A 19,827-nucleotide genomic window follows, 5' to 3' on the forward strand; every position below is an offset into this window, starting at 1 on the left:
TCAGGGAAGCGTCAACGGCCACACGAGCGGCAGGCCGACCAGCACCACGAGGACAAGCAGTACGGTCAGCGGCAGACCGACGCGCAGGTAATCGCGAAACTGGTAGCCGCCTGGCCCCATCACCAGCACGTTGACGGGATGGCCGAGTGGGGTTAGAAACGCCATCGAAGTCGCCAGCGCCACGGCCATCGCCAAGGCCCGCGGATTCAGGCTGGCCTGCTGCGCCGTCTGGATAGCAATGGGCGCGACGATGGTGGCGACAGCGGCCCCATGCATCGTTTGCGTCAGCAGAATGGTCAGCACGAACAGGCCGGTCAGCACGGCCAGCGGACCGGCGCCGCCGAGGAACCTGACCAGACCGTCGGCCAACAGAGCGGCTGCGCCGCTGTTTGTCATTGCCAGCCCCAGCGGCAGCATCCCCGCGACCAGGAACACGCTGCGCCACTCGACGGCGCCGTAGGCCTGATCCATCGTCAGCACGCGCATCAGCACCACCAGCAGCGCGCCGCCCAACATGATCTCGCCGACCAACGCGGTATTGAAGGCCGCGATCACCAGGGTGCCCGCCATGATGATCAACGCCAGCCACCCCTTACGTCGCACGCCGGCGGACGCGTCCTCTTCGCGCCCCCTGTCCAAGACGATCAGGTCAGGCTCGGTTTGCAGGAGCGGCAGCTGCGCGCGCCGTCCCTGCAAGAGCAGCGCATCGCCGAATTGGAGCGGCAGTTCGCTCAACCCGGTGCGAATTGGCCGGCCCGCGCGCCAGATGCCCAGGACGACCATGCCGTACTTTTCGCGGAAGCGCGCGGAGCGCAGCGTCTGGCCGAGCAGCGTCGAACGCGGGGCCAGGATGGCCTCTACCAGCGCCACGGTCGGCGACTCCAGGTCATCCACGCGCCACGCCGACGAGGGCAGGATTTCCAGGTAAGGCGCTACGTCCCGCGTGCGGAATTCCTCCAGCTTCCCTTCCAGCCAGATCACGTCGCCGGGCGCCAGCACCAGGTTGGGCGGCGGCGCGGCCGTCACCTGGCCCTGGCGTTCAACCGCCACCAGGTTGACGCCGTACTGTTCGCGCAGTGTGCTCGCCGCCAACGGCGCGCGGATCAGCGCCGAATCAGCCGGTACGCGCGCCCGAAAGAGGCGCTCGCCCAGGCGGTAGATCTCGACCAAGTTATCGCGACGCGCAGACCGCATGCGCGTATCCTCGGTCAACGGCCTGTCAGGCAGCATCCGCTGACCCCACAGCGCCATGTAGAGGATTCCCACGGTCACGATCGGCAGGCCAAGGGGCGCAAAGTCCAGCACGCCGAAACCGGCCAGGTTTTGACTGCGCAGAACACCGCTGACGACGATGTTGGTGGTAGTAAACAGCGTCGCCATGCCGCCCAGGATCGTGGCAAAGGCCAGCGGCATGAGCAGCCGCGCCGGACTGATGCGCGCGCGGCGGGCAATCCCAGAGACGGCGGGCAGCAGTACGGCCGCGGCCGCGATGTTGTTCATCACCAGCGACAACAAGGCGCCAGCCAGCATCAGGACAACCACCAGGCGGCGTTCGCCCGCGCCCGCCAGGCGCAACAGAAGATCACCTACACGCTCGGTGACGCCGGTGATGCGCAGCGCCTCGGTAAGTATAAAAATGGCAACGATAGTCACCACCGCGGAGCTGCTGAAGCCCGAAAACGTCTCGCGCGGGACGAGAACGCCAGTCACGCCCAGCGCCACGACTACCAACAGCGCGACCAGGTCTGGGCGCAGTCGTTCGCTCAAGAGCAAGCCAATGGCAGCCAACAAGATGATGAACGTGATGATCAGCGGATCAGCCATGCAACATCTCCAGGAGAATGAATTCCGTGCATTGTCGCATCACGCGCCTGTTTGCGCAAAAGAGGCCCGCGCCTCAAAGGATCCATCGTTCACGGCGTGTAACTATTCAGGCGGCGCGCTGTGGCAAGCGAGCGATTGAAATCGCGCCTGATGGGCGTTCCGCCAGGCGTCCACCTGAGTGGACGCTGCGCCGGTCGGCTCCGGCCGACCTGGCGGCGGCACGCCCTTGCGGCCCGAATTCATTCGGCGGCTGCAGTTGGCGCAGGATGCCTGAATAGTTACCACAGCGTTTTGTTGCGACGACTTGCTGTTCATGGCATAATATCGCCATGCAAATTACCCGTCAACGTATTTTACTCCACAGGTAAAACATGATGAAACACGTCAAACTCGGCCTTTGCACCACCCTGCTGGTCTGGTTCCTGGCCCTCTGGCTCACGGGCTGCCGCCCGGCGCCTGTCACGCTCACGGTTTCGGCCGCGGCCGACCTGACCTATGCCTTCCAAGAGATTGGGGCGCAGTTCGAGAAAGAGACCGGCCACCATGTGGTCTTCAACTTTGGCTCCACCGGCCAGTTGGCTCAGCAGATCGAACAAGGCGCGCCCGTGGATGTGTTCGCGGCCGCGAACATCAGCTTTGTCGAGGAGTTGGCCGAGCAAGGGTTGGTGCTGCCCGGCACGGCGCAGCGCTACGCGCGCGGCCGCATTACCCTCTGGACGCGGCCGGACAGCCCTCTGCAGATCACCCAGGTGAGCGACCTGGCGCGACCCGACGTGCAGCGCGTGGCGATCGCCAATCCTGACCATGCGCCCTACGGCATGGCCGCGCGGCAGGCCATGCAAGCGGCCGGCGTCTGGGAGGCCGTGCAACCCAAGCTGGTGCTGGGCGAGAACGTGCGCCAGACGCTGCAATACGCGGAGACGGGCAATGTGGACGTGGCCATTGTCGCGCTCTCTCTCAGTGTGCCCGCGGCTGCGGGGCCGGAGGGACCCGGCCGCTGGACGCTAATCCCTGAAGATCTGCACGCGCCCATAGATCAGGCCCTGGCGGTGATCAAGAGCACAACGCACGAAGCCGAGGCGCGCGCCTTCGCCGCGTTCGTCAACGGCCCCCAGGGCCGGCCGATTATGCGCAAGTATGGCTTTGTTCTGCCCGGCGAGGAGCCTGTCCCATGAACTGGCATCCGCTCTGGCTGTCGCTGCAGGTGACGGCCGTGGCTACTTTCCTCATGCTGGTCATTGGGCTGCCGCTGGCGCTGCTGCTGGCGCGACGGCGCTTTCCCGGGGCCACCCTGCTGGAGACACTGGTCAGCCTGCCGCTCGTGCTGCCGCCCACGGTCGTAGGTTACTACCTGCTGCTGGCGCTCGGTCGCGGCAGCCCCGTGGTAGAGGTGTTCGGCTGGCGCATTCTCTTCACCTGGGGCGCGGCGGCCATCGCCTCGGCGGTCGTCGGGTTGCCGCTGCTCGTGCAATCCGCGCGCGCGGCCATCGCCAACGTGGACCCCGCATTGGAGAACACCGCGCGCACCTTGGGATCAACGGAAGCCGCGGTGTTGTGGCGCGTGACCCTACCCCTGGCGCGACGCGGCATCCTGGCGGGGTTGATGCTGGCGGCGGCGCGCGCCTTGGGTGAGTTCGGCGCGACGCTGATGGTGGCGGGAAACATTCCCGGCCGCACGCAGACTTTGCCCCTCGCCATCTACGACGCGGTGCAAAACCGCAGCTATGCCCAGGCCAACTGGATGGTGCTGCTGATGACCGGTCTGGCCTTCCTGAGCCTGTGGGCGGTGCGCCGCTTCGAGCAGCCGCGCCGGCCGCGTGCCGTGCGGTCCGCGGCCGGACTGCGCGACGATGAGCGAGCCTGACATGACGCAAGCTGCCTTTTCTCACGCGGCCGACGCGCCGCGGCTGGTCGCCGACTTCACGCTGCGCCGGCCGGATTTCCATCTACATGTGCAGTTGGCGATGGGGGCGGAAGTGTTGGTGCTGTTTGGCCCGTCGGGATCAGGCAAAACTACCACGCTGAGCGCCATTGCCGGGCTGCTCGTCCCGGATCGCGGCCGCATCTTGGTGAACGGCGAGCTGCTCTTCGAGCGCGACGGCGGCCGCGGCATCAATGTGCCGGCGCGCAAACGGCATATCGGCTACGTCTTCCAACACTACGCGCTCTTCCCGCACCTGACCGCGCTGCAGAACGTGGCGTATCCTTTGGCTGGACGCGGGGAGCAGGCGGCCGGGTTCTTGGAACGAATGAACCTGGCGCACCTGGCCGACCGCTATCCCCATGAGCTGTCTGGCGGGCAGCAGCAGCGGGTCGCAATCGCCCGCGCGCTCGCCGCGGCGCCGCGCGTCCTGCTGCTCGATGAGCCGTTCTCCGCGCTGGACGTGGCTGCGCGGCAGCGTCTGCAGCGAGAACTGCTGGGCTGGCAGCGCGAGCTGGACCTGCCCGTCATCTACGTGACTCACCGGCTGGAGGATGCCTTTGCGGTTGGGCAACGGCTGGCCGTGATGCGGGAAGGACAACTGGCGCAGGTTGGCCCGATCGAGGATGTCTTTCGCAATCCGGCCAACCTGGAGGTCGCTGAGGTCATGGGCATCCGCAATCTGTTTCAGGCGCGGATCGTGGACGCGCGACCCGATGGATTGGCGCTGGATTGGGACGGTCTGCATCTCATGGCGCCGCCGCAGGCCCTGGCGGTGGGCAGCACGGCCGCGGCGTACATCCGGCCGGAGGATGTGAAGATTTTATATCCGAATCGTCCCTTGCCGGATGCCATGGTGCACAACCAGGCGGCCGGCCGGATCGTGGCGGGCAAGCTGGATCCAGGGGGCTATGTGCTGCACGTGGCGTTGAGCAACCAGCACATCATCGAGGTGCGTCACGGCGCTTACACCTATCTGCCTTTGGGCCTGCAGGTGGGGGATGAGGTGCTGCTCTCCCTGCGCCGCGAGGCGCTGGTGGTGATCAGTCGCTAGTGCGGCTCGGCCTGCATCAGGCGCCCGGCCCGGCAACCGACTCCAGGTAGAACATCTCGTCGCTATCGTCGTAGGTTAGAACCTCTGCGTAGCGCCCCCATTGGGTGGCGGTCTCCAACTGGCGTTCAGCCTCGTCCCGAGGAAATTCGAGTTCCAGCGCCATCTGCACTACGCCATAGTCGAGCTGCTGTTGGTGCGCGGCCTTGAGCAGCGACAACAGCCACTTGAACAGCGGCACGCGGCGCAGTCGCGCGGCGAAGATTGCCTTGCGGCCCAAGATGCTGGCTTCGGCAAACGTCTCGCCCAGCGACGTCAAGCTGATGTCGCCCTGGGCGACGGTGGCGAAACCGAGCAGCTCGGCGGCCTCGATCAACGAGAGCAGGTGACTGGAGTCTACCTGGAGATCTTGAGTCAGCCGGTAGATGTCCGCGCGGTCGTTGGGCAGCTCGTCCAGTCGTTCCAACAGGCCGGCCAGGTCGTTGATGTCAACCGCCGGCAGCGCGCGCGTGCGGCCCGGTTCGCCCGGCGCGGTGCCCAACTCGACGCTTTCGGCCTCGGTTTGGCCGGCCAGCGTTGCGTAGACCCGATCAATGGTGGCAAGGAAGGCGGCGCTCTTGCGGTTGCGCGGGTGTGGAATCTCCACCTTGACCTGCGAGACCACGCGGCCCGGCCCTTTGTCCATCACCACGATACGGTCCGCCATGAAGACCGCCTCCTCGATGTTGTGGGTGACCATCAGGATGGCCTGGGTGGGGATGCTGCCGCTCGTCCACAGTTCTAGCAGTTCGCCACGCAGGGCTTCGGCGCTCAGCACATCCAGCGCGGAGAAAGGCTCGTCCAGGCAGAGCAGCTCTGGTTCGACGGCCATGGCGCGGGCGAAACCCACCTTTTGTCGCATGCCGCCGGACAGCTCACGCGGATAGGCCGACTCGAAACCGTCGAGACCCACGCGGTCCAGCAGATCCACGGCGCGAGGGCCGCGCAAGGCGGCCGAGATGCCGCGCGCCTTCAGCGCCACCTCGACGTTTTCCAGCACCGTGAGCCACGGGAATAGGGCAAAGGTCTGGAAGACGATCGCGGCATGCGGGTTGACCCCTTGCAGCGGCTGACCGCGATACAGCACCTGGCCCTCAGTGGGAAATTGCAGCCCGGCAATGATGCGCAGAAGGGTGCTCTTGCCGCACCCCGATGGGCCAAGCAGGGCCACGAACTCCCCTGCGGCCAGCGCCAGGTTGACCTTCTCCACCGCGGTGAAGCGTCGCTCCCCCTGACCGTAAGTCTGGCTGACTTGCCTCAAATCGAGAAGTTTTTCGTTTTCAGGACTCATGGCTTACTCCATGCGGAAGCGGTCTTCGGCGAGGCGATAGAGCTGCCGCCAGAACACTCGATTGATCACGACCACGGTCAGCACCATGCTCAGCGTGGCGGCCAGCAGCAGTGCATAGTTGCCGTCGGCCGTCGCGCGCGCAATCAGCGCGCCGACGCCTGTGGTGTAATAGCTCTGGCCGGCAAATTGGATGTGTTCGGCCACGATGCTGGCGTTCCAGGCGCCGCCGCTGGCCGTGATTGCGCCGGTGACGATGAAGGGGAAGAGCGCGGGTAGGATCAGGGTGCGCCAGCGCTCCCAACGGCTCAGGCCCAACAGCGCCGCGGTGTATTTCAGGTCTTGCGGGATGGCCGCGGCGCCGGCAATAACGTTGAACAGCAGGTACCACTGGGTGCCCAGCAGCATCAACAACACTGCGGCGACCCCCAGTCCGCCAGGCGTGCTGATCAGGGCGAGCAAGACGACAGGAAACAGCGCGGTGGCCGGCACCGACGCGGTGACCTGCACGACCGGCTGCAGCCAACGCGCCAGCCGCTCGTTGGTGCCGATCGCCACACCGACCGGGATCGTCCAGGCCAGGGCGATGACCAGGGCCGCAATCACCCGCAGCAGCGTCGCCAGCACACCAGCGCCGACCCAGCCCCACTGGGTCAGTGGTAAACCCAGCAGCATCAGGCCGGCGCGGTAAGCGCCATAGAGCAGCCCGGCTACCAGGACGGCCATCAGCAGGTACGTCGGCCAGGCGGGCCGCCCCTCGCCGGACTCCGTCATCTGCAGCGGCGGCAGGCGGCGGATCAGCCAGCCGTCCAGTCGCTCGGACAATGGCCGCCACACCCGCTCGCTCAGCCCTTCCACCAGCCTCGAGCTGCGCAGCAGGTTATAGAACCACGACGTGGGCGGGTTATCGCTCTCCACCATCTCCAACTTAAAGCGTTCCGACCAGGCAAGCAAGGGCCGCCAGACGAACTGATCGAGCGCGACGATGACTAACACCAGCGTCCCCAGGCCCATCAGGATGGCCTGCATGTCGCCTTGACGGGCAGCCTCGCTGAGATACGCGCCCAACCCAGGCAGACGAAAGTCGCGCTGGCCCACGGTGAAGATCTCTGCCGCCATCAAGAAGAACCAGCCGCCGGCCCAGCTCATCATGCTGTTCCAGATCAGGCTGTTGGCGCCGAAGGGCAGTTCCAGGGTCTTCAGGCGCACCCAGCGGTTGAAGCGGAAGATGCTGCTGGCTTCACGCAGCGCGACAGGAATGGTGGTGAGGGATTGATACCAGGCGAAGGTCATGTTCCACGCCTGGCTGGTGAAAATCAGGACAATGGAGGCCAGCTCGGCCGCGATTCCCAGGGGCAGGACCGCGCTCAGGCTCAGAAGCACGACGGGCAGGAACGAGAGGATCGGCACGCTCTGCAGCACGTCCAGCAGCGGCATCAGCACCGCCTCGGCGCGGCGATTGTAAGCCGCGGCGTAGCCGTAGACCAGCGTAAACAGGAAGCTGAGGATGTACGCCGCCAGCATCCGTCCCGTGGAAAACAGGGCGTACGTGGGCAGCGCGGCCGGCGCGAGCGAAATGTCCGGCCCCTTGATGACCGCGGGCGCGCGAATGGCCAGCCGCGCGCCCAGGTACATGAGCACAGCCACACCAAGAAGAACCATCACATCGGCGCCAGTGAACCGGCGCTGCGTGAACTGCTCGCTGCGGAAGAGATGATCTGAACGCGCCATGGGTTTCCGTTCTGGGTTGAGAATCACGTCATCGGCGGGCCAAGTGGATCAGACGCCAGGCTGTGGACAACTCGCTTCTGATTTGCTCCCGGTTTCCGCGGCCGCCAGGCTATGTTATGCACACTTCAGGAATTGTCAAGACCGGCGGCCTCGGGCAGCCCTGTGTGGCCGCCCTTTGGGTTTTTGACCACAGGGATCATCAAGAATGCAGATAAGCTGCCGATTCGCGTCTGACTCGCCGTTTTGGCGTTATAGGGAGATGACCTTTTCGGCCATGCGCATGGCCTCGATGATGTCGGGCATTCCGCCGACGATGCCGACGGCCACCTGGTCCTGCAAGCCGTAGGTCTCCAAGCAGGTCTGGCATAGAATCAGCTCGACATCCTGCGCCGCCAGCGTGCGCAGCAGTTCGAGTACAGGCGACCCGCTGCAGGCCAGCTTGACGCCCTCGGTATAGAACAGGATCTTGGCCGGCGGCGCGCCCGCAGCGGCCAGCAGACCCAGGAACTTGACTGCCAGGCGCTGCTGCAGCTCGGCTGGCGCATCGCCCATGCCGTTGCGCGTGAATAGCAGTACGGTGTTATGCATGATTCATCTCCTTGTGAGCGTGGATTGGTAATGGCGTGGCCGCGGCCAACACGCTGGCAGCCAGTGAACGAAATTCCGCTTCAAACGGTTTGGCCGCCATCGGCCGCACGCCCAGCGTCTCCACATGCCGGCATATCACCGGCACGGACAGCTTGCCGCCGTTGATGACGACCTGGTCGTTCACCAGCACGACGGGCAGTTGCGCGTCGGGCGGTAGATGCGGGCAGGCGGGGTCGAAGAGGTCGAAGTAGCTGACCTCGACCTGGTCGCCGTAGCGCGTGTGCATCTGCCCGGCCGCCCACCGGGCCAGCTCGCGCCAGGTCTCTTTCATCCCCTCCGCGCAGGCGATGGGCGCACCCACAATCGCAACGGCGGCGCGGGTGCCGTTCATGAACAGCACCCGCCGCCCGCGCCGCATCCGCAAGCCGAGGCGCTGTCCATAGTGGTCGCGCCAGCCGCACCCCGCCCACTCAAAAACCAACCGACGGTGATCCGTTGGTGGGCGCGCGGGCCATGACACTGCGGGCAGACCGGCTGCAGGCCCTTTTCCTTCTCCTGAAACGTCGCGCGCACGTCGAAAACCGTCTCGCAATCATCACATGCAAAGCTGTACAAAGGCATCTTCAATCCCCTTTTCTTCGGTGCTGCCGCGTCCCGCTATCCGCAGCAACTGCTTGGACGGCGGGCCAGGGCGGCGAAGTCTACACCCAGCCACTGGCTAATCTCCTGGTTGGTCTCTCGTAGGGAGGTCACGACATTGTTCTGTGCCTCGATGTAGTCCATGATCAGGCGGTTGGCTTGGGCCTCGGCCTGGAGGGTGCGGAAGTGACTGATGTCGGCCTGCGAGAGGCCGCCGTTGCCCTGGCGCACGCGCAAGTTCGCCTGCGCCTGGTTCAGGCTGCGCATCAGGCCGCTGGCCTGGGGATCGGCTTCGAAGCGTGCATACGCCTGGTCGAAGGCAGCAAATGGTGCGGACGCCAGCAGGTTTCCGGCCAACGCCTCGACGGCCTCGATCAATCTGGGGGTAAGGGTGGTGTTTGTCATGGCTTGCCTCCTAGCAACAGCCGCCCGCCGCGCAGGCCGCGGCGAAATCGAATCCGATGCGGCGGGAGAGCAGGTCGCCCACCTCCTGGCACAGCGCCTTCACGTCGGCCTCGCTGCGCACGTAGGCCTGCACGGCCGGCCGGTCGGCGAAGGCCTGGTACAGCCGGTTCATCTCCGCGCGGTCGGCCGGGCTGACGGCGTTGAGCATGAGTAAGGCCTGCAGGGATTGCTGCTTTGCCTGGTAGTCCGCGATGGCGCGCTGGGCGACGGCGTCCTGGTCCAGGTCCATGGCCGCGGCCTCGAAAGCCTGAAACTGCGGCGCACCGGCCAGGGCCGCGGCGAAGTCGTGGGCCGCCTGGCTCACCACTTTAGGCGGCGCGCTATCGGAATTGTTCAGCACCAAGTCTGTCATAATCCATCCCCAGAATATTGTATGAGTAGCGCAGGAATCTTCTGCGCGATGTCGTCACGGACGCTTCGAAACACAGCCATGACCTCTTCGTCGGTTCCCTCGGCCTTTGCCGGATCGGGGAAGCCGACGTGGACTCGCCGGCCGGGGCCTAGCCACAGTGGACATTCCTCGGCCGCCGAGTCGCAGACGGTGACCACCAGGTCCAGCGGTGTGTTGCGAAACTCGTTGGCGTGCTTGGAGCGGCCTGTGTGCTCGATGCCGATCTCAGCCAGCGCCTGCAGAGCCTTGGGGTGGACGTAGCCGGCCGGCTGGGTACCCGCCGACACAGCCTCCCAGGTGTCGCCCAGGCGGGCGTTGACGATGGCTTCGGCTAGGTGCGACCGGCAGGAGTTGCCGGTGCACAGAAATAGCACTTTGCGGCGCTTCATGCAGTAACCTCACTGTCCGGCGCTAGCAGGCGCAGCGAATTGGCGACCGTGTCATTGACGGTGGCCTGCTTCATATACCTGGCCACCATGATCGCTTCGGTAATTTCCGCGTTGGTTATCCCTTTCTCCTTGGCCATCTTGACCCACATCTGAGTGCAGGTATCCGAGCCGGCGATGGCCGCCGCGCCGATGCCGATCAGCAGCTTGTACTTGCCAGGCACGGCCTGGTAGTTGGGATGTTCGAACAGGAGCGCCCTCTCGTCCATCTGGTTTTTGGCGAACTCAGAGGCGAAGTCCTTCAGTAGTTCCATCGGTGTTTTCATGGCCTGCTTTTCCTCAGTACAGAATAGGAGCAGGCATTGTCCCTACGCGTGAGGCCCACCTGCAGCTCGGATGGTGCATCGCCCATGCCGTTGCGGGTGAAGAGCAGTACGGCGTCATGCATGGCTCATCTCCCTGTGATCCTGGCTCGGCGCTGGCGCGTGCACGCCATTGCCGTAAATCTGGTCGCCCAACCTGGTCAGGGCGCTTAGGCCCTTGATCTCAGCGGGCAGCAAAGGAATCTGGAGCAGGGGAACTGGGAAGCGCCGGGCGATCTCGCCCATGTACTTGCTCTGCATCGCGCGGCGAGCTTGGGTGAAGGGGGTAATTGCCTGCTCGGCTGGGATGATGAAATTGGCCACGACCAGCCCCGGTTCGATGCCCACGGTGCGCAGCTCCTGCGACGCGCGGTACGCTTCCAGGATCGGCGTTGATTCGGGGTACATTACAAAGGCGAACGTGCTCTGAGTCGGGTCGCGCATCATGTTGATGACTTGGCCGAAGCGCTGTTTGGCCACGTCGTCGGCCGCGGCCGTGTCCACCGAAGCAAACACCTTGACATCAATCTGCTTGCTCCAGTCCATGGGCAGCTCTAGCAGGCGCAGGGTATGGCCAGTGGGCGCGGTGTCAAAGACGATGGAGTCCCACTGCGCCTGCGAGGCGAAGTCAATAAAGAGATCGAAAGCGGCCATCTCCTCGGTGCAGGGCGAGTCCAACTCCTCTTCCATGGTCTGGATGGCGTGCTCTGGCCGGCCGCGGCGGCGGGCGTCGTCCAGGATGCGGGTCTTGTAGCTCTCGGCTGCGGCCTTGGGATCAATCTTGGCCGCCCACAGGTTGGATAGGCCAGCCACCGGCGCGGCCGTGTCGCCCACGGGCTGGCCCAGCACGTCGCCCAGGTGCGCGGCCGGGTCCGTGGTCAACAGCAGGGTCTTGTGACCCTGACGGGCCAGCCACACCGCGGTGATGCACGAGGCGACGGTCTTGCCGACGCCGCCCTTGCCCGCGAAGAAAACCGCGCGGCTGTGGCCGTTAGGTGACACCCGTTCCGCCGCGCCGTCGAGCACAGGCAAAGTCGTGATGGTCCGCGGGGACGCGCCGTTTTGGCCAAAGCCGGCCGTCCTGGCGCCGTCGAAGAAGATGGCGCCCACGGCCCGCAGGCGCTTGACGCCCTGGATCTCGCCGGGCAGCAGGGCCATGGTGCGGGTGGGCGCCGGCAACTCCTGCGTAATCTGCGCCAGGTAGCGGGTTTGCATCTCGGCGCGCGCGGCGAAGAGCGGGTTGGTGCGAGCCTCGGACGGAATGACGCTGTTGACGATCAGTTGATGGTTGGCGATGCCTAGCTTGCCCAGCTCGGTGATCGCGCGCTGGGTTTCCTTGATAGCCACGGCCTCGGGGTGCAGCACGAACATGAAGGTCGTGACCGCGGGGTCACGCATGATGGTCATCGCACGTTCGTACTTGTGCTTGGCGTCCTGGATCGCGGCGGCCGGGCCGATACAGGTTTGGCCGCTGCCCTGGCTGGCGTCGTCAATGGACTGGCTCCACTCGGCCGGCAGCTCCAACAGGCGCAGGGTGTGGCCGGTGGGCGCGGTGTCGAAGATCACGACGTCGAAAGCCTTGCCGTCGGCCGCGGGTGCGTCGAGGAAGTCGGTGAAGCGGTCGAAGGAGGCCACCTCGGCGGTGCAAGGACCGCTCATCTGATCTTCCATCACCTGCACCATTTGCAGCGGGAAGGCGGCGCGGATGGGCGCCATGGCGCGGTCAATGTACTCCTGCGTGGCCTGGTCGGGGTCAATCTCCATGGCCCACAGGTTGGGCACACCGGCGATGGGCGTCATCTGATGGCCGATAGGCTGCTCGAAGACGTCGGCCAGGTTGGAGGCCGGGTCGGTGGTGACGATCAGCGTGCGCTGACCTTCATCGGCGAAGCGTACAGCGTGCGTGCAGGCCATGCTCGTCTTGCCCACACCGCCTTTGCCGGAGAAGAAGATAAAACGGGTGCTCATTGCCCAGATCCATTCAGGTGCGGGCGCAACTCAGCCAGGCTAGGGTAGGCGCCAGCTTTGATGACCTGGCCGCGCACGACGGTGATGGGCAGCGCGGCCATCTGGCGCTCGCGCACCAGGTGCATCACGTCGGCGTTGTTGAGAAAGGCATGGGGGTGGCTGGTCATCTGGTAGCGCGTCACGCCCAGGCCTTCTGCCTGCAAGGCTACGATCATCTCGCTCACGTCGAGCAGGGTCTGATCCAGTGTCGGGCCGCAGAGGCCGGTGGGGCAGCACATGGGCGGGTCGAAGAGCTCGACGGCTGGCGTAGCCGACGGCTGGGGAGCTTGCGGGAACATGGTGATGGATTCGATCATGGTAATTCAACCTCCGTTGAAATAGATTCCTAAAAAAAGAGGGCTAATTTTGTGCGAATAGTATTTCGGTCGAGCGCATGAACGCGCCCTGCGGGCCGCAGGTCGGCCGTCGGGACTTGATGCGCGCCGGGTCGAAAAACGCACCGAAGACGGCGTTCAGCTCCGCCAGCGCTTGACGGTTGATCGAGTAATAGATCCAGCGGGCGTCGAGGGCATCGCGCTCGACATCCACCAGACCGGCCCGGCGCAGCACACTGAGATGGTGCGAGATTAGGTTGGGCGGCATCTGCAGCGCGTCGCCCAGCTCACAGTTGCACTGCACGCCCTCCATGAGCAGGTGCAGGATCAGCAGGCGCTTAGGCTCCGCCAGGGCCTTGAGTCGGTCGGCCAGGTCGTTCAGGTTGGCGGGAGGTGGAGCAACATTCATCATGAACGAATACCTCGATCAGAATAGTTCAATATACATTGAATTATATTCCGGCCAACCGATTTGTCAAATGGGCGGACGGCGGTCATGAGCGAGCATGACTGGAACTCTTGTACATCATGTGTGTGGTTCTTTACCTGGCCTCATGCGCAAAGCGGCGAGGTGAGCCATCGGACGTGGCGCGGCCGTCAAGATGGGTCGCCTCTGAAATGGCGACGCGGCGCTTCATCAGGCTATCCACAGGAAGTAGAAGCCGACGCCCAGGATGAGCACGCCGGCCGCGCGCTCCATGATCTGCGACCAACGGCCCAGCGCCAGCATGCCCTTCAGCGCACCGGCGAAAGTCCCCGCCAGCACCACTGGTACGCCGCGGCCCAGCGCGTAGACGAAGAGCAGCGCGGCGCCGTAGGCCAGCGCGCCCTTGAGCATGACATAGGTGAGGATGGCCGCCAGCACCGGTGTGGCGCACTGCGATGCCACCAGGCCGGAGACCAGGCCCAGGGCCAGCGCGCCCGGGACGCCCTTCAGGGTGACGCGCTGGCGCAGGCCGCCGAACCACATGGGCAAGCTCAAAGAGAGGATGCCTAGCATGTGCAGGCCGATGACAAAGCAGATGGCCGCCACCAGATAGTACCACCATTGGGTAGCCACGCCCAGGATGCCGCCCACCAGGGCGGCGATCACCCCTAGCAGCATGAAGGTAATTGCCAGGCCGACGGCAAAGGCCAGGGAGAGGGCAAACGAGCGCTGGCGCGACATCGCCTGCGAGCCGCCGACAAAGCCGACGATCAAGGGAATTGTTGCCACGTTGCACGGCCCCAAACTGGTGAGCACACCGCCCAGGAAGACGAGCAGGAAGCCCACGACCGAGGCGGTCTGAAGGGTGGTTGGATCGAAGGTCATCGTCAGTGACCTCCACCCAGGGTCGTCAAGGTCTGGCGCAGTTGGCCGGCCTCCAGAACGCCCATGTGCACCTGCCCCTGGCCGGCGCGGTCGAAGAAAATCAGGGTTGGGATGGTGCGAATGTGCGCGGTTTGCAGCAGGCGCGCATTGCGCTGGTCGTAGACGTCAACGTCCACCAGCGTGACAGATGCGGCGAATTCGGGATAGACTTCATTGACGATGGCCGTCATCTCCTTGCAAGGGATGCAGTTGAGCGAATGGAAGAACGCCAGCGTGGGCTGTCCCGCCTCCAGGGCGCGCTGCAATTTCTCCTGGGCAACTGGGCCGCCGCGACGGGTTTTACCTTCGTCTCCTGCTTCATCAGCAGGATGATGACGGCCAGGATCAACAGGCCCGCGATCACCAGCAGTTGCGACTGTCGGGATAAATGGCAGCGAAGATGCTTGACTGCTTTTTGAGACATCAGTTGTGGGTTGCTCCTCTCAGCGCAACAAGGCGCGTATATTGCCCAGACAACATGAACCCTGAGGGTTGCGCAGATCGCATGCGCATTGGCCGGCCTGAATGCCGGCGTTGATGTTCTCCAAGATGGCGGTGGCTAGCTCACTCGAAGCAGAGCGTATTTCGCCCAACGTGTGTTTGAAACAATAGCACACCAACACATCGTCGTTTTTCAACTCTTTTTGATACACGCGCTCATGTACGTCACCGGTCAAGAAAGTCTGCGTGCCATCAGCCGTGAAGTACACAACTGGGCAGTCGAGCGTGCGACAAAACAAGTAGCCCGAATCACGCACGGCGCGCAGGCTGACCGCTAACATAGACTTGATCGTTTGCCCCTCCACAGGTCTGCCTTTCTGCTTGCATCTGGGACAATGATTGGTTGTGCGGGCAGGATACTGTACATCCTGGGCCGGTGGGTTGGGCGCTATGTTAGTTATGGTCATGGTCCGCCTTCTCTACGCGCTTCGATCAAATAGCCGTCCTCGTGCTGCCAGTTCTGCGGCAGGACCTCGAAGCCGGCGGCCTGCAACTGCTCGCTAACCGCCGCAGGGCTCAGGCGATGGTGGCTTGGCGGGCCGTCTGTGCTAGCGGCGTCGGGGCGCCAATCCAGGATGGCCACCTGCCCGCCAGCCCGCAGGACGCGTCGCATCTCGGCCATCAGATCAGCCATCGGTTCGACCTCGTGGACGACGAACGCGCCCCAGATCCAGTCTACCGCAGCGTCGGGCAGGTCGATCTGCGGCAGTTCTGAGCGCAGCGGGCGAACCGTCTGCGGCGGATGGCGCTCGGCCAGTGCGTCCAGCATCTCCTGGCTGACGTCCAACGCCCAGACGGCGCCCGACGGGCCGGCCAGGTCGGCCAGCGGGAAAGTCCAAAAGCCGGTGCCGCAGCCTAAATCCAGCACCACGTGGCCGGGCTGGATGCCAAGGCTGCGCAGCAGGCGTTGCGGCTGCCATTTGGCCTCGCGCTCGGCGCTGTGCAAGCCGTGCCGTTTTTGCGGGTCGAAACGGCGTTCGTAGTGTGACATGGTGCTCCCTTTATCAGGCAATCCACAACAGGTACAGGCCCACGGCGATAACGATCACGCCACTGACCTTCTCTATGACGTTCGACCAACGGCCGGCCGCCAGCATTCCCGCCAGCACGCCGGCAAAGGTGCCTGCTAGCACGATCGGTACGCCGCGGCCCAGGGCATAGACGAACAATAGCACGGCGCCGTAGACGATAGCGCCCTCGGCCATGACGTAGGTCAGTACGACCGCCAGCACGGGTGTGGCGCACTGCGAAGCCACCAGGCCTGATACCAGCCCCAGGGCTAAGGCGCCCGGCACGCCGCGCCAGGCGACACGCTCGCGCTGGGCCGCAAACCAGGAGGGCAGGGACAGATGCAGCACGCCCAGCAACTGCAGGCCGATCACCAGGCACACAGCGGCCACAACGTAGTAGAACCAGGTCTGCCCCGCCGCGCCCAGCATACTGCCGATCAAAGCCGCCGCCACCCCCAGTAGCATGAAGGTAATAGCCAGGCCCGTGGCAAAAGTGGCCGAAAGCAAGAAGCTGCGCCGGCGGTTCAGGTCCTGGCTGCCGCCCAGAAACCCGACGATCAGCGGGATCATGGCGATGTTGCACGGCCCGATGCTGGTGACCACGCCGCCGCCAAAAACCAACACCAGGGCCAACGGCGAGATGCGCTGGATGACTGTCAGGTCCCAGTCCATGTTCAGCCTCCCATGGCCAGTTGGCCCAGGGTCTCGCGCAGTGCATCGGGCTCCATCACGCCCATAACTTGTTGCGCCTGTCCCTTGCGGTCAATGAACACAGTGGTTGGGATAACGCGCAGGCCGAGGCGCTCCATCAGGGCCGTGTTGGCCCGGTCGTAGACGTTGACATCCACCAGGACAATCTGATTGGCGAACTCCGGGTAGACTTGCTCGACGACCTTCGTCATCTCTTTGCAGGGAATACAGTCGGTAGAGTGCATGAAAACCAGGGTGGGATGGCTTGCAGCCAGGGCCTGGTCGAGCTGCTCAGCCGGCAATCCTGCCGAGACCAGAGCCGAGCTGGCTGCCGGGGCGCCGGTGGTCGTCGCGGCCGGCTGCTGCTTCTCCTTGAGCAACAGGATCATGATGATGGCGACGCCCAGCACGGCCAGCACCATGAAGGTGGTCAGGCTGTTGTTCATCTTCTTGATCTGCCGCGGTTGGGGCGGGCGTTGGGTTGATGAGTGTTTTTTGGTCATCGATCACTTACCTTTCAGCGTAGCTGCCGGCAGCGGAAGCGGCCGACCCTGGCCGCAGGCAGCGCACTCGATTTGGATGGTGGTGTGTTCGATTCCAAAGGCGGCCAGGCGCTGTTTGATCTCCGCCGCGATGCCGCCGCAGTCATGCAGGCTTTGGTCGGTGGCGACGACGTGGGCGCTCAAGGCAACGTGCCCCGAGCACAGGCTCCAGACGTGCAGGTCATGCACGTCCTGCACGCCGGGCGCCTCGGCCATGCTTTGGCCGATTTTGTCGAGCGCAAGCCCTTCGGGGACCCCCTCAACCAGGATGTGCAGGGCACTTCTGAGCACGCGCCAGGAGCTGAACAGGATCAGAACGCCGATGAGCACGCTGACCAGGGGATCCACCCATTCCCAGCCCGTGTACCAGATGACGCCGGCCGCCACGATGACGCCCACCGAGGACACCGCGTCGCCGACGACATGCAGGAACGCGCTGCGGACGTTCAAATCCTCGCGCTCACCCGCGTGTTCATGTTCGTCGTGATCGTGGCCGCCGAGCACGAAGACCACGATCAGGTTGGCGACCAGGCCGATGGTCGCAATGATCAGCATTTCCACGCTCTTGACCGGCTGCGGGTTTTGCCAGCGCTGCCAGGACTCGAAGAAGATGGCGATGGCAATCGCGCCCAACAAGATGCCGTTGATGAGGGCGGCGAGCACTTCCAGGCGGTGGAAGCCGTAGGTGTGGCGGTCGTCGGCGGGCAGGGCGGAAAGCCGCAGGGCCAGATAGCTCAAGACCAGCGCGAAGACGTCCATCAACACGTGGCCCGCATCTGAAAGCAGCGCCAGGCTGCCCGTCCAGTAGCCGCCGATGACTTCAGCGATCAGGATGGCGAGGGTGACGCCGATTGAGATGAGAAAACGTCGGCCGATGTTGGTGTTTTCATGTGCTGGCATAACGTTTGCCTCTAACTTTGGCCTTTCTCGACCTGCTGGGCCTCTTTCGCCTTGAGCGCCCCCCAGGCCTTCTTGGCGCGCGAAGTCGGGATGGCTTTTTGCGCCAGGAACTCCAGATGCTTTACGATCGCTGGCAGCACGGAGATCGGAAATCCGACCACTGTCTCGGAAGCAGCCAGGTCGGTCGCATCACGGCAACCATAGCAGCCATAGCTGAAGTTCAACCGCTCTTCGAGATACGGCACGATGGCGGCGTCGACGCAGGTGGCCTGCAGGATGGCGGTCGAACTCTGGATGCGCTGCCCGCCGGTGGCGTGGAGGTAAGCCAGGTTAATCCACATCAACTTCTCAACATCATCCTCCACGATGACCACATCAGGGAGCACAGGCGCAGCGGAGAGGGGAAAGATCAGCAGGCTGTGGATTTGGTCGGGCGCCAGCCTGGGCATTTCTTCAAACATCTTCTGTCCCACGGCCGGGTCTTGCACGATGCCGAAACCCACCAGACCTTTTCCGTTCCTTAATCCTTCGGGCAAGGGGCGAAACCCAAAGGCTGCGGCCGCCGCCGGACAGGCCAGCCCTTCACCGTCCAGGCTGACAGTCTCCCCATGCCGGGCGCGCATCAACCCCTGAGAGAAACGGTGTTGCGACAGGGTTACACCCGTCGCTGACAGTGGCGGGTCAACCCGGAAACTCACGCCGATGACCGACGCCGACAGACCCAGGATATCCTGCATCTGTTTGGCCATAATCCGGATCGCTTCAAGTTCCATATCCATTTCCTTCCCGATGACCGGGGTTGCACCTAATGCAGTCGTTCTTGGTGGTCGATAATCGTCCCATTGGCAGCTTGCAAGGCGGCTTCTTCGATGTTAGCGATCGTGGTGATGATGGGACGAATGCCGGCCTGTTGCAGGCTTGCGTGCGCACCCATCCCCATGCCGCGTGCCAGCAACACCTGGCAGTCGGCGATCGGGGCCGCCATGCGGCCGTGGGTATCCCGGGACGCCGCATCGAAACCGTGGGCCACTCCTTCGACATGGACGTGCCCGTCAGCGCCCTGGCCGTGCGCGACCTTCTCACGCTGTTCGCGGCCCACGACCTGCCCATCCACGACCGTCAGAACGACATAGTAGGGGGCGCGGCCGAAATGCTGGCTGATGGTCACGCCGTCCTCGGTGACTGCTGCGATCTTCATGTCAGTTTTTCTCCGCGCACGGCATGCAGACGATCTGCCCGTTCTTGACGCGGGCATACCGCTCGACCGCTACCTCGCCGCATTCGGCGCAGATGATGGTGTTGAAGTCGTGCGGCCGGCCGGCGGGCAGCTTGATCTCGGTGACCGGCCCGATCTTGAACAAGTCAGCATCGGCCGCGTCCAGGATGAAGTCAATGTTCGGCTCCACCAGCGCAGGATCGATCTTGGAGGCCGGTACGTTGTTTTTGCGATACTGGATGAACTCCGACTCCTGGTTGCGCTTGATCACCTCGTTGCGGGTGGCGACGCGCACGCTGCGCCCGGTCTTGACCTCCACCAGGGTCAACACGAACTTGCCGTAGCCGAGTTTACGGATGTTGCCCTTGCCGAAGGTGCAGCCGGTCGCCATCTGGATGCCGTCGGCATAGCAGGTGGCGCAGTGCTCGCTGTCAATCTCGATCAGCGCCGTCAACTGGCCATCGGCCGCGCGCGGCACGCCCAATGCCTCCAGCGCGGCCAGGCCGGCGCGCAGACCCATCGGCATGGCGGGGCACTTGTGGCCGTGCAACAGCAGGCCAGCCTTGTACAGTTCATTGTTGCGGTCCATG

General features: G+C 64.3%; 26 protein-coding genes. 3 read left to right on the forward strand and 23 right to left on the reverse strand.

From position 1 onward, the window contains the following. Window positions 1-1,824, reverse strand: a complete 1,824-nt coding sequence (locus ACPQ6D_RS21095) for an SLC13 family permease (RefSeq protein ID WP_423226328.1) — start codon at window positions 1,822-1,824, stop codon at window positions 1-3. A 371-nt stretch (window positions 1,825-2,195) separates the two neighbouring features. Here ACPQ6D_RS21095 and modA point away from each other — a divergent pair, with 371 nt between their 5' ends. The 3 genes from modA to ACPQ6D_RS21110 are packed head-to-tail and all read left to right on the forward strand — an operon-like array spanning window position 2,196 to window position 4,799. After that, on the forward strand, window positions 2,196-2,999 hold the full coding sequence (modA, locus tag ACPQ6D_RS21100; RefSeq protein ID WP_423226329.1) for a molybdate ABC transporter substrate-binding protein: 804 nt from the start codon (window positions 2,196-2,198) through the stop codon (window positions 2,997-2,999). Next, window positions 2,996-3,688 (forward strand): molybdate ABC transporter permease subunit, encoded by a 693-nt coding sequence (gene modB / locus ACPQ6D_RS21105; protein WP_423226330.1) that lies wholly within the window; start codon window positions 2,996-2,998, stop codon window positions 3,686-3,688. Before modA ends, modB begins: the two co-directional genes overlap by 4 nt. 1 nt (window position 3,689) lies before the next feature. Continuing rightward, window positions 3,690-4,799, forward strand: coding sequence for an ABC transporter ATP-binding protein (locus ACPQ6D_RS21110; RefSeq protein WP_423226331.1), 1,110 nt, complete (start codon window positions 3,690-3,692; stop codon window positions 4,797-4,799). Between the two features lie 16 nt (window positions 4,800-4,815). Here the strand turns inward: ACPQ6D_RS21110 and ACPQ6D_RS21115 are convergent, their stop codons facing one another. The 22 genes from ACPQ6D_RS21115 to ACPQ6D_RS21220 form a co-directional block, all read right to left on the reverse strand. Continuing rightward, window positions 4,816-6,126, reverse strand: coding sequence for an ABC transporter ATP-binding protein (locus tag ACPQ6D_RS21115; protein WP_423226332.1), 1,311 nt, complete (start codon window positions 6,124-6,126; stop codon window positions 4,816-4,818). A 3-nt stretch (window positions 6,127-6,129) separates the two neighbouring features. Further along, entirely contained in the window at window positions 6,130-7,854 is a 1,725-nt protein-coding gene (locus tag ACPQ6D_RS21120; protein ID WP_423226333.1) for an ABC transporter permease, read from the reverse strand. A gap of 249 nt (window positions 7,855-8,103) precedes the next feature. After that, entirely contained in the window at window positions 8,104-8,442 is a 339-nt protein-coding gene (locus tag ACPQ6D_RS21125) for a DsrE family protein (RefSeq protein WP_423226334.1), read from the reverse strand. After that, window positions 8,435-8,833: a hypothetical protein gene (locus ACPQ6D_RS21130; RefSeq protein WP_423226335.1), complete on the reverse strand. Its 399-nt coding sequence runs from the start codon at window positions 8,831-8,833 to the stop codon at window positions 8,435-8,437. Before ACPQ6D_RS21130 ends, ACPQ6D_RS21125 begins: the two co-directional genes overlap by 8 nt. Then, window positions 8,830-9,063: an FmdB family zinc ribbon protein gene (locus ACPQ6D_RS21135; RefSeq protein ID WP_423226336.1), complete on the reverse strand. Its 234-nt coding sequence runs from the start codon at window positions 9,061-9,063 to the stop codon at window positions 8,830-8,832. The genes ACPQ6D_RS21130 and ACPQ6D_RS21135 overlap by 4 nt, the downstream gene beginning before the upstream one ends. A gap of 36 nt (window positions 9,064-9,099) precedes the next feature. Continuing rightward, window positions 9,100-9,486, reverse strand: a complete 387-nt coding sequence (locus ACPQ6D_RS21140) for a YlbF/YmcA family competence regulator (RefSeq protein ID WP_423226337.1) — start codon at window positions 9,484-9,486, stop codon at window positions 9,100-9,102. A 10-nt stretch (window positions 9,487-9,496) separates the two neighbouring features. Further along, window positions 9,497-9,898 carry a YlbF/YmcA family competence regulator gene (locus ACPQ6D_RS21145; RefSeq protein WP_423226338.1) on the reverse strand — a complete coding sequence of 134 codons (402 nt, stop codon included), beginning with the start codon at window positions 9,896-9,898 and terminating at the stop codon, window positions 9,497-9,499. Beyond that, window positions 9,895-10,326, reverse strand: coding sequence for an arsenate reductase ArsC (locus tag ACPQ6D_RS21150; protein ID WP_423226339.1), 432 nt, complete (start codon window positions 10,324-10,326; stop codon window positions 9,895-9,897). The genes ACPQ6D_RS21145 and ACPQ6D_RS21150 overlap by 4 nt, the downstream gene beginning before the upstream one ends. Further along, window positions 10,323-10,649 carry a carboxymuconolactone decarboxylase family protein gene (locus ACPQ6D_RS21155; protein WP_423226340.1) on the reverse strand — a complete coding sequence of 109 codons (327 nt, stop codon included), beginning with the start codon at window positions 10,647-10,649 and terminating at the stop codon, window positions 10,323-10,325. Before ACPQ6D_RS21155 ends, ACPQ6D_RS21150 begins: the two co-directional genes overlap by 4 nt. 114 nt (window positions 10,650-10,763) lie before the next feature. Further along, window positions 10,764-12,653 carry a TRC40/GET3/ArsA family transport-energizing ATPase gene (locus ACPQ6D_RS21160; RefSeq protein ID WP_423226341.1) on the reverse strand — a complete coding sequence of 630 codons (1,890 nt, stop codon included), beginning with the start codon at window positions 12,651-12,653 and terminating at the stop codon, window positions 10,764-10,766. Then, window positions 12,650-13,009 (reverse strand): arsenite efflux transporter metallochaperone ArsD, encoded by a 360-nt coding sequence (gene arsD, locus ACPQ6D_RS21165; protein ID WP_423226342.1) that lies wholly within the window; start codon window positions 13,007-13,009, stop codon window positions 12,650-12,652. The genes ACPQ6D_RS21160 and arsD overlap by 4 nt, the downstream gene beginning before the upstream one ends. Window positions 13,010-13,052: 43 nt before the next feature. Continuing rightward, the gene (locus ACPQ6D_RS21170; protein WP_423226343.1) at window positions 13,053-13,439 is read right to left on the reverse strand and encodes an ArsR/SmtB family transcription factor; all 387 of its coding nucleotides are present in this window, start codon (window positions 13,437-13,439) and stop codon (window positions 13,053-13,055) included. A gap of 225 nt (window positions 13,440-13,664) precedes the next feature. Continuing rightward, window positions 13,665-14,339, reverse strand: a complete 675-nt coding sequence (locus tag ACPQ6D_RS21175) for a cytochrome c biogenesis protein CcdA (protein ID WP_423226344.1) — start codon at window positions 14,337-14,339, stop codon at window positions 13,665-13,667. A 2-nt stretch (window positions 14,340-14,341) separates the two neighbouring features. Next, window positions 14,342-14,644 carry a thioredoxin family protein gene (locus ACPQ6D_RS21180; RefSeq protein WP_423226345.1) on the reverse strand — a complete coding sequence of 101 codons (303 nt, stop codon included), beginning with the start codon at window positions 14,642-14,644 and terminating at the stop codon, window positions 14,342-14,344. A 177-nt stretch (window positions 14,645-14,821) separates the two neighbouring features. Beyond that, a complete protein-coding gene (locus tag ACPQ6D_RS21185) occupies window positions 14,822-15,286 on the reverse strand; it encodes a putative iron-sulfur cluster-binding metallochaperone (protein WP_423226346.1) in 465 nt (154 codons plus the stop codon). Next, a complete protein-coding gene (locus ACPQ6D_RS21190; protein WP_423226347.1) occupies window positions 15,283-15,870 on the reverse strand; it encodes a class I SAM-dependent methyltransferase in 588 nt (195 codons plus the stop codon). The genes ACPQ6D_RS21185 and ACPQ6D_RS21190 overlap by 4 nt, the downstream gene beginning before the upstream one ends. Window positions 15,871-15,883: 13 nt before the next feature. After that, window positions 15,884-16,561, reverse strand: a complete 678-nt coding sequence (locus tag ACPQ6D_RS21195) for a cytochrome c biogenesis protein CcdA (protein WP_423226348.1) — start codon at window positions 16,559-16,561, stop codon at window positions 15,884-15,886. Window positions 16,562-16,563: 2 nt separating this feature from the next. Beyond that, window positions 16,564-17,082, reverse strand: a complete 519-nt coding sequence (locus ACPQ6D_RS21200; protein WP_423226349.1) for a thioredoxin family protein — start codon at window positions 17,080-17,082, stop codon at window positions 16,564-16,566. 3 nt (window positions 17,083-17,085) lie between these two features. Next, window positions 17,086-18,021: a cation diffusion facilitator family transporter gene (locus ACPQ6D_RS21205; protein WP_423226350.1), complete on the reverse strand. Its 936-nt coding sequence runs from the start codon at window positions 18,019-18,021 to the stop codon at window positions 17,086-17,088. An 11-nt stretch (window positions 18,022-18,032) separates the two neighbouring features. Further along, window positions 18,033-18,794 (reverse strand): DUF169 domain-containing protein, encoded by a 762-nt coding sequence (locus ACPQ6D_RS21210; protein WP_423226351.1) that lies wholly within the window; start codon window positions 18,792-18,794, stop codon window positions 18,033-18,035. 32 nt (window positions 18,795-18,826) lie between these two features. Continuing rightward, window positions 18,827-19,219 carry a NifB/NifX family molybdenum-iron cluster-binding protein gene (locus ACPQ6D_RS21215; RefSeq protein WP_423226352.1) on the reverse strand — a complete coding sequence of 131 codons (393 nt, stop codon included), beginning with the start codon at window positions 19,217-19,219 and terminating at the stop codon, window positions 18,827-18,829. 1 nt (window position 19,220) lies between these two features. Continuing rightward, window positions 19,221-19,826 carry an FmdE family protein gene (locus ACPQ6D_RS21220; protein ID WP_423226353.1) on the reverse strand — a complete coding sequence of 202 codons (606 nt, stop codon included), beginning with the start codon at window positions 19,824-19,826 and terminating at the stop codon, window positions 19,221-19,223. Window position 19,827 lies beyond the last annotated feature (1 nt).

Origin of the sequence: Candidatus Amarolinea aalborgensis, from assembly GCF_900491745.1 — a bacterium.
Classification (GTDB): Bacteria; Chloroflexota; Anaerolineae; order SSC4; family Amarolineaceae; genus Amarolinea; species Amarolinea aalborgensis.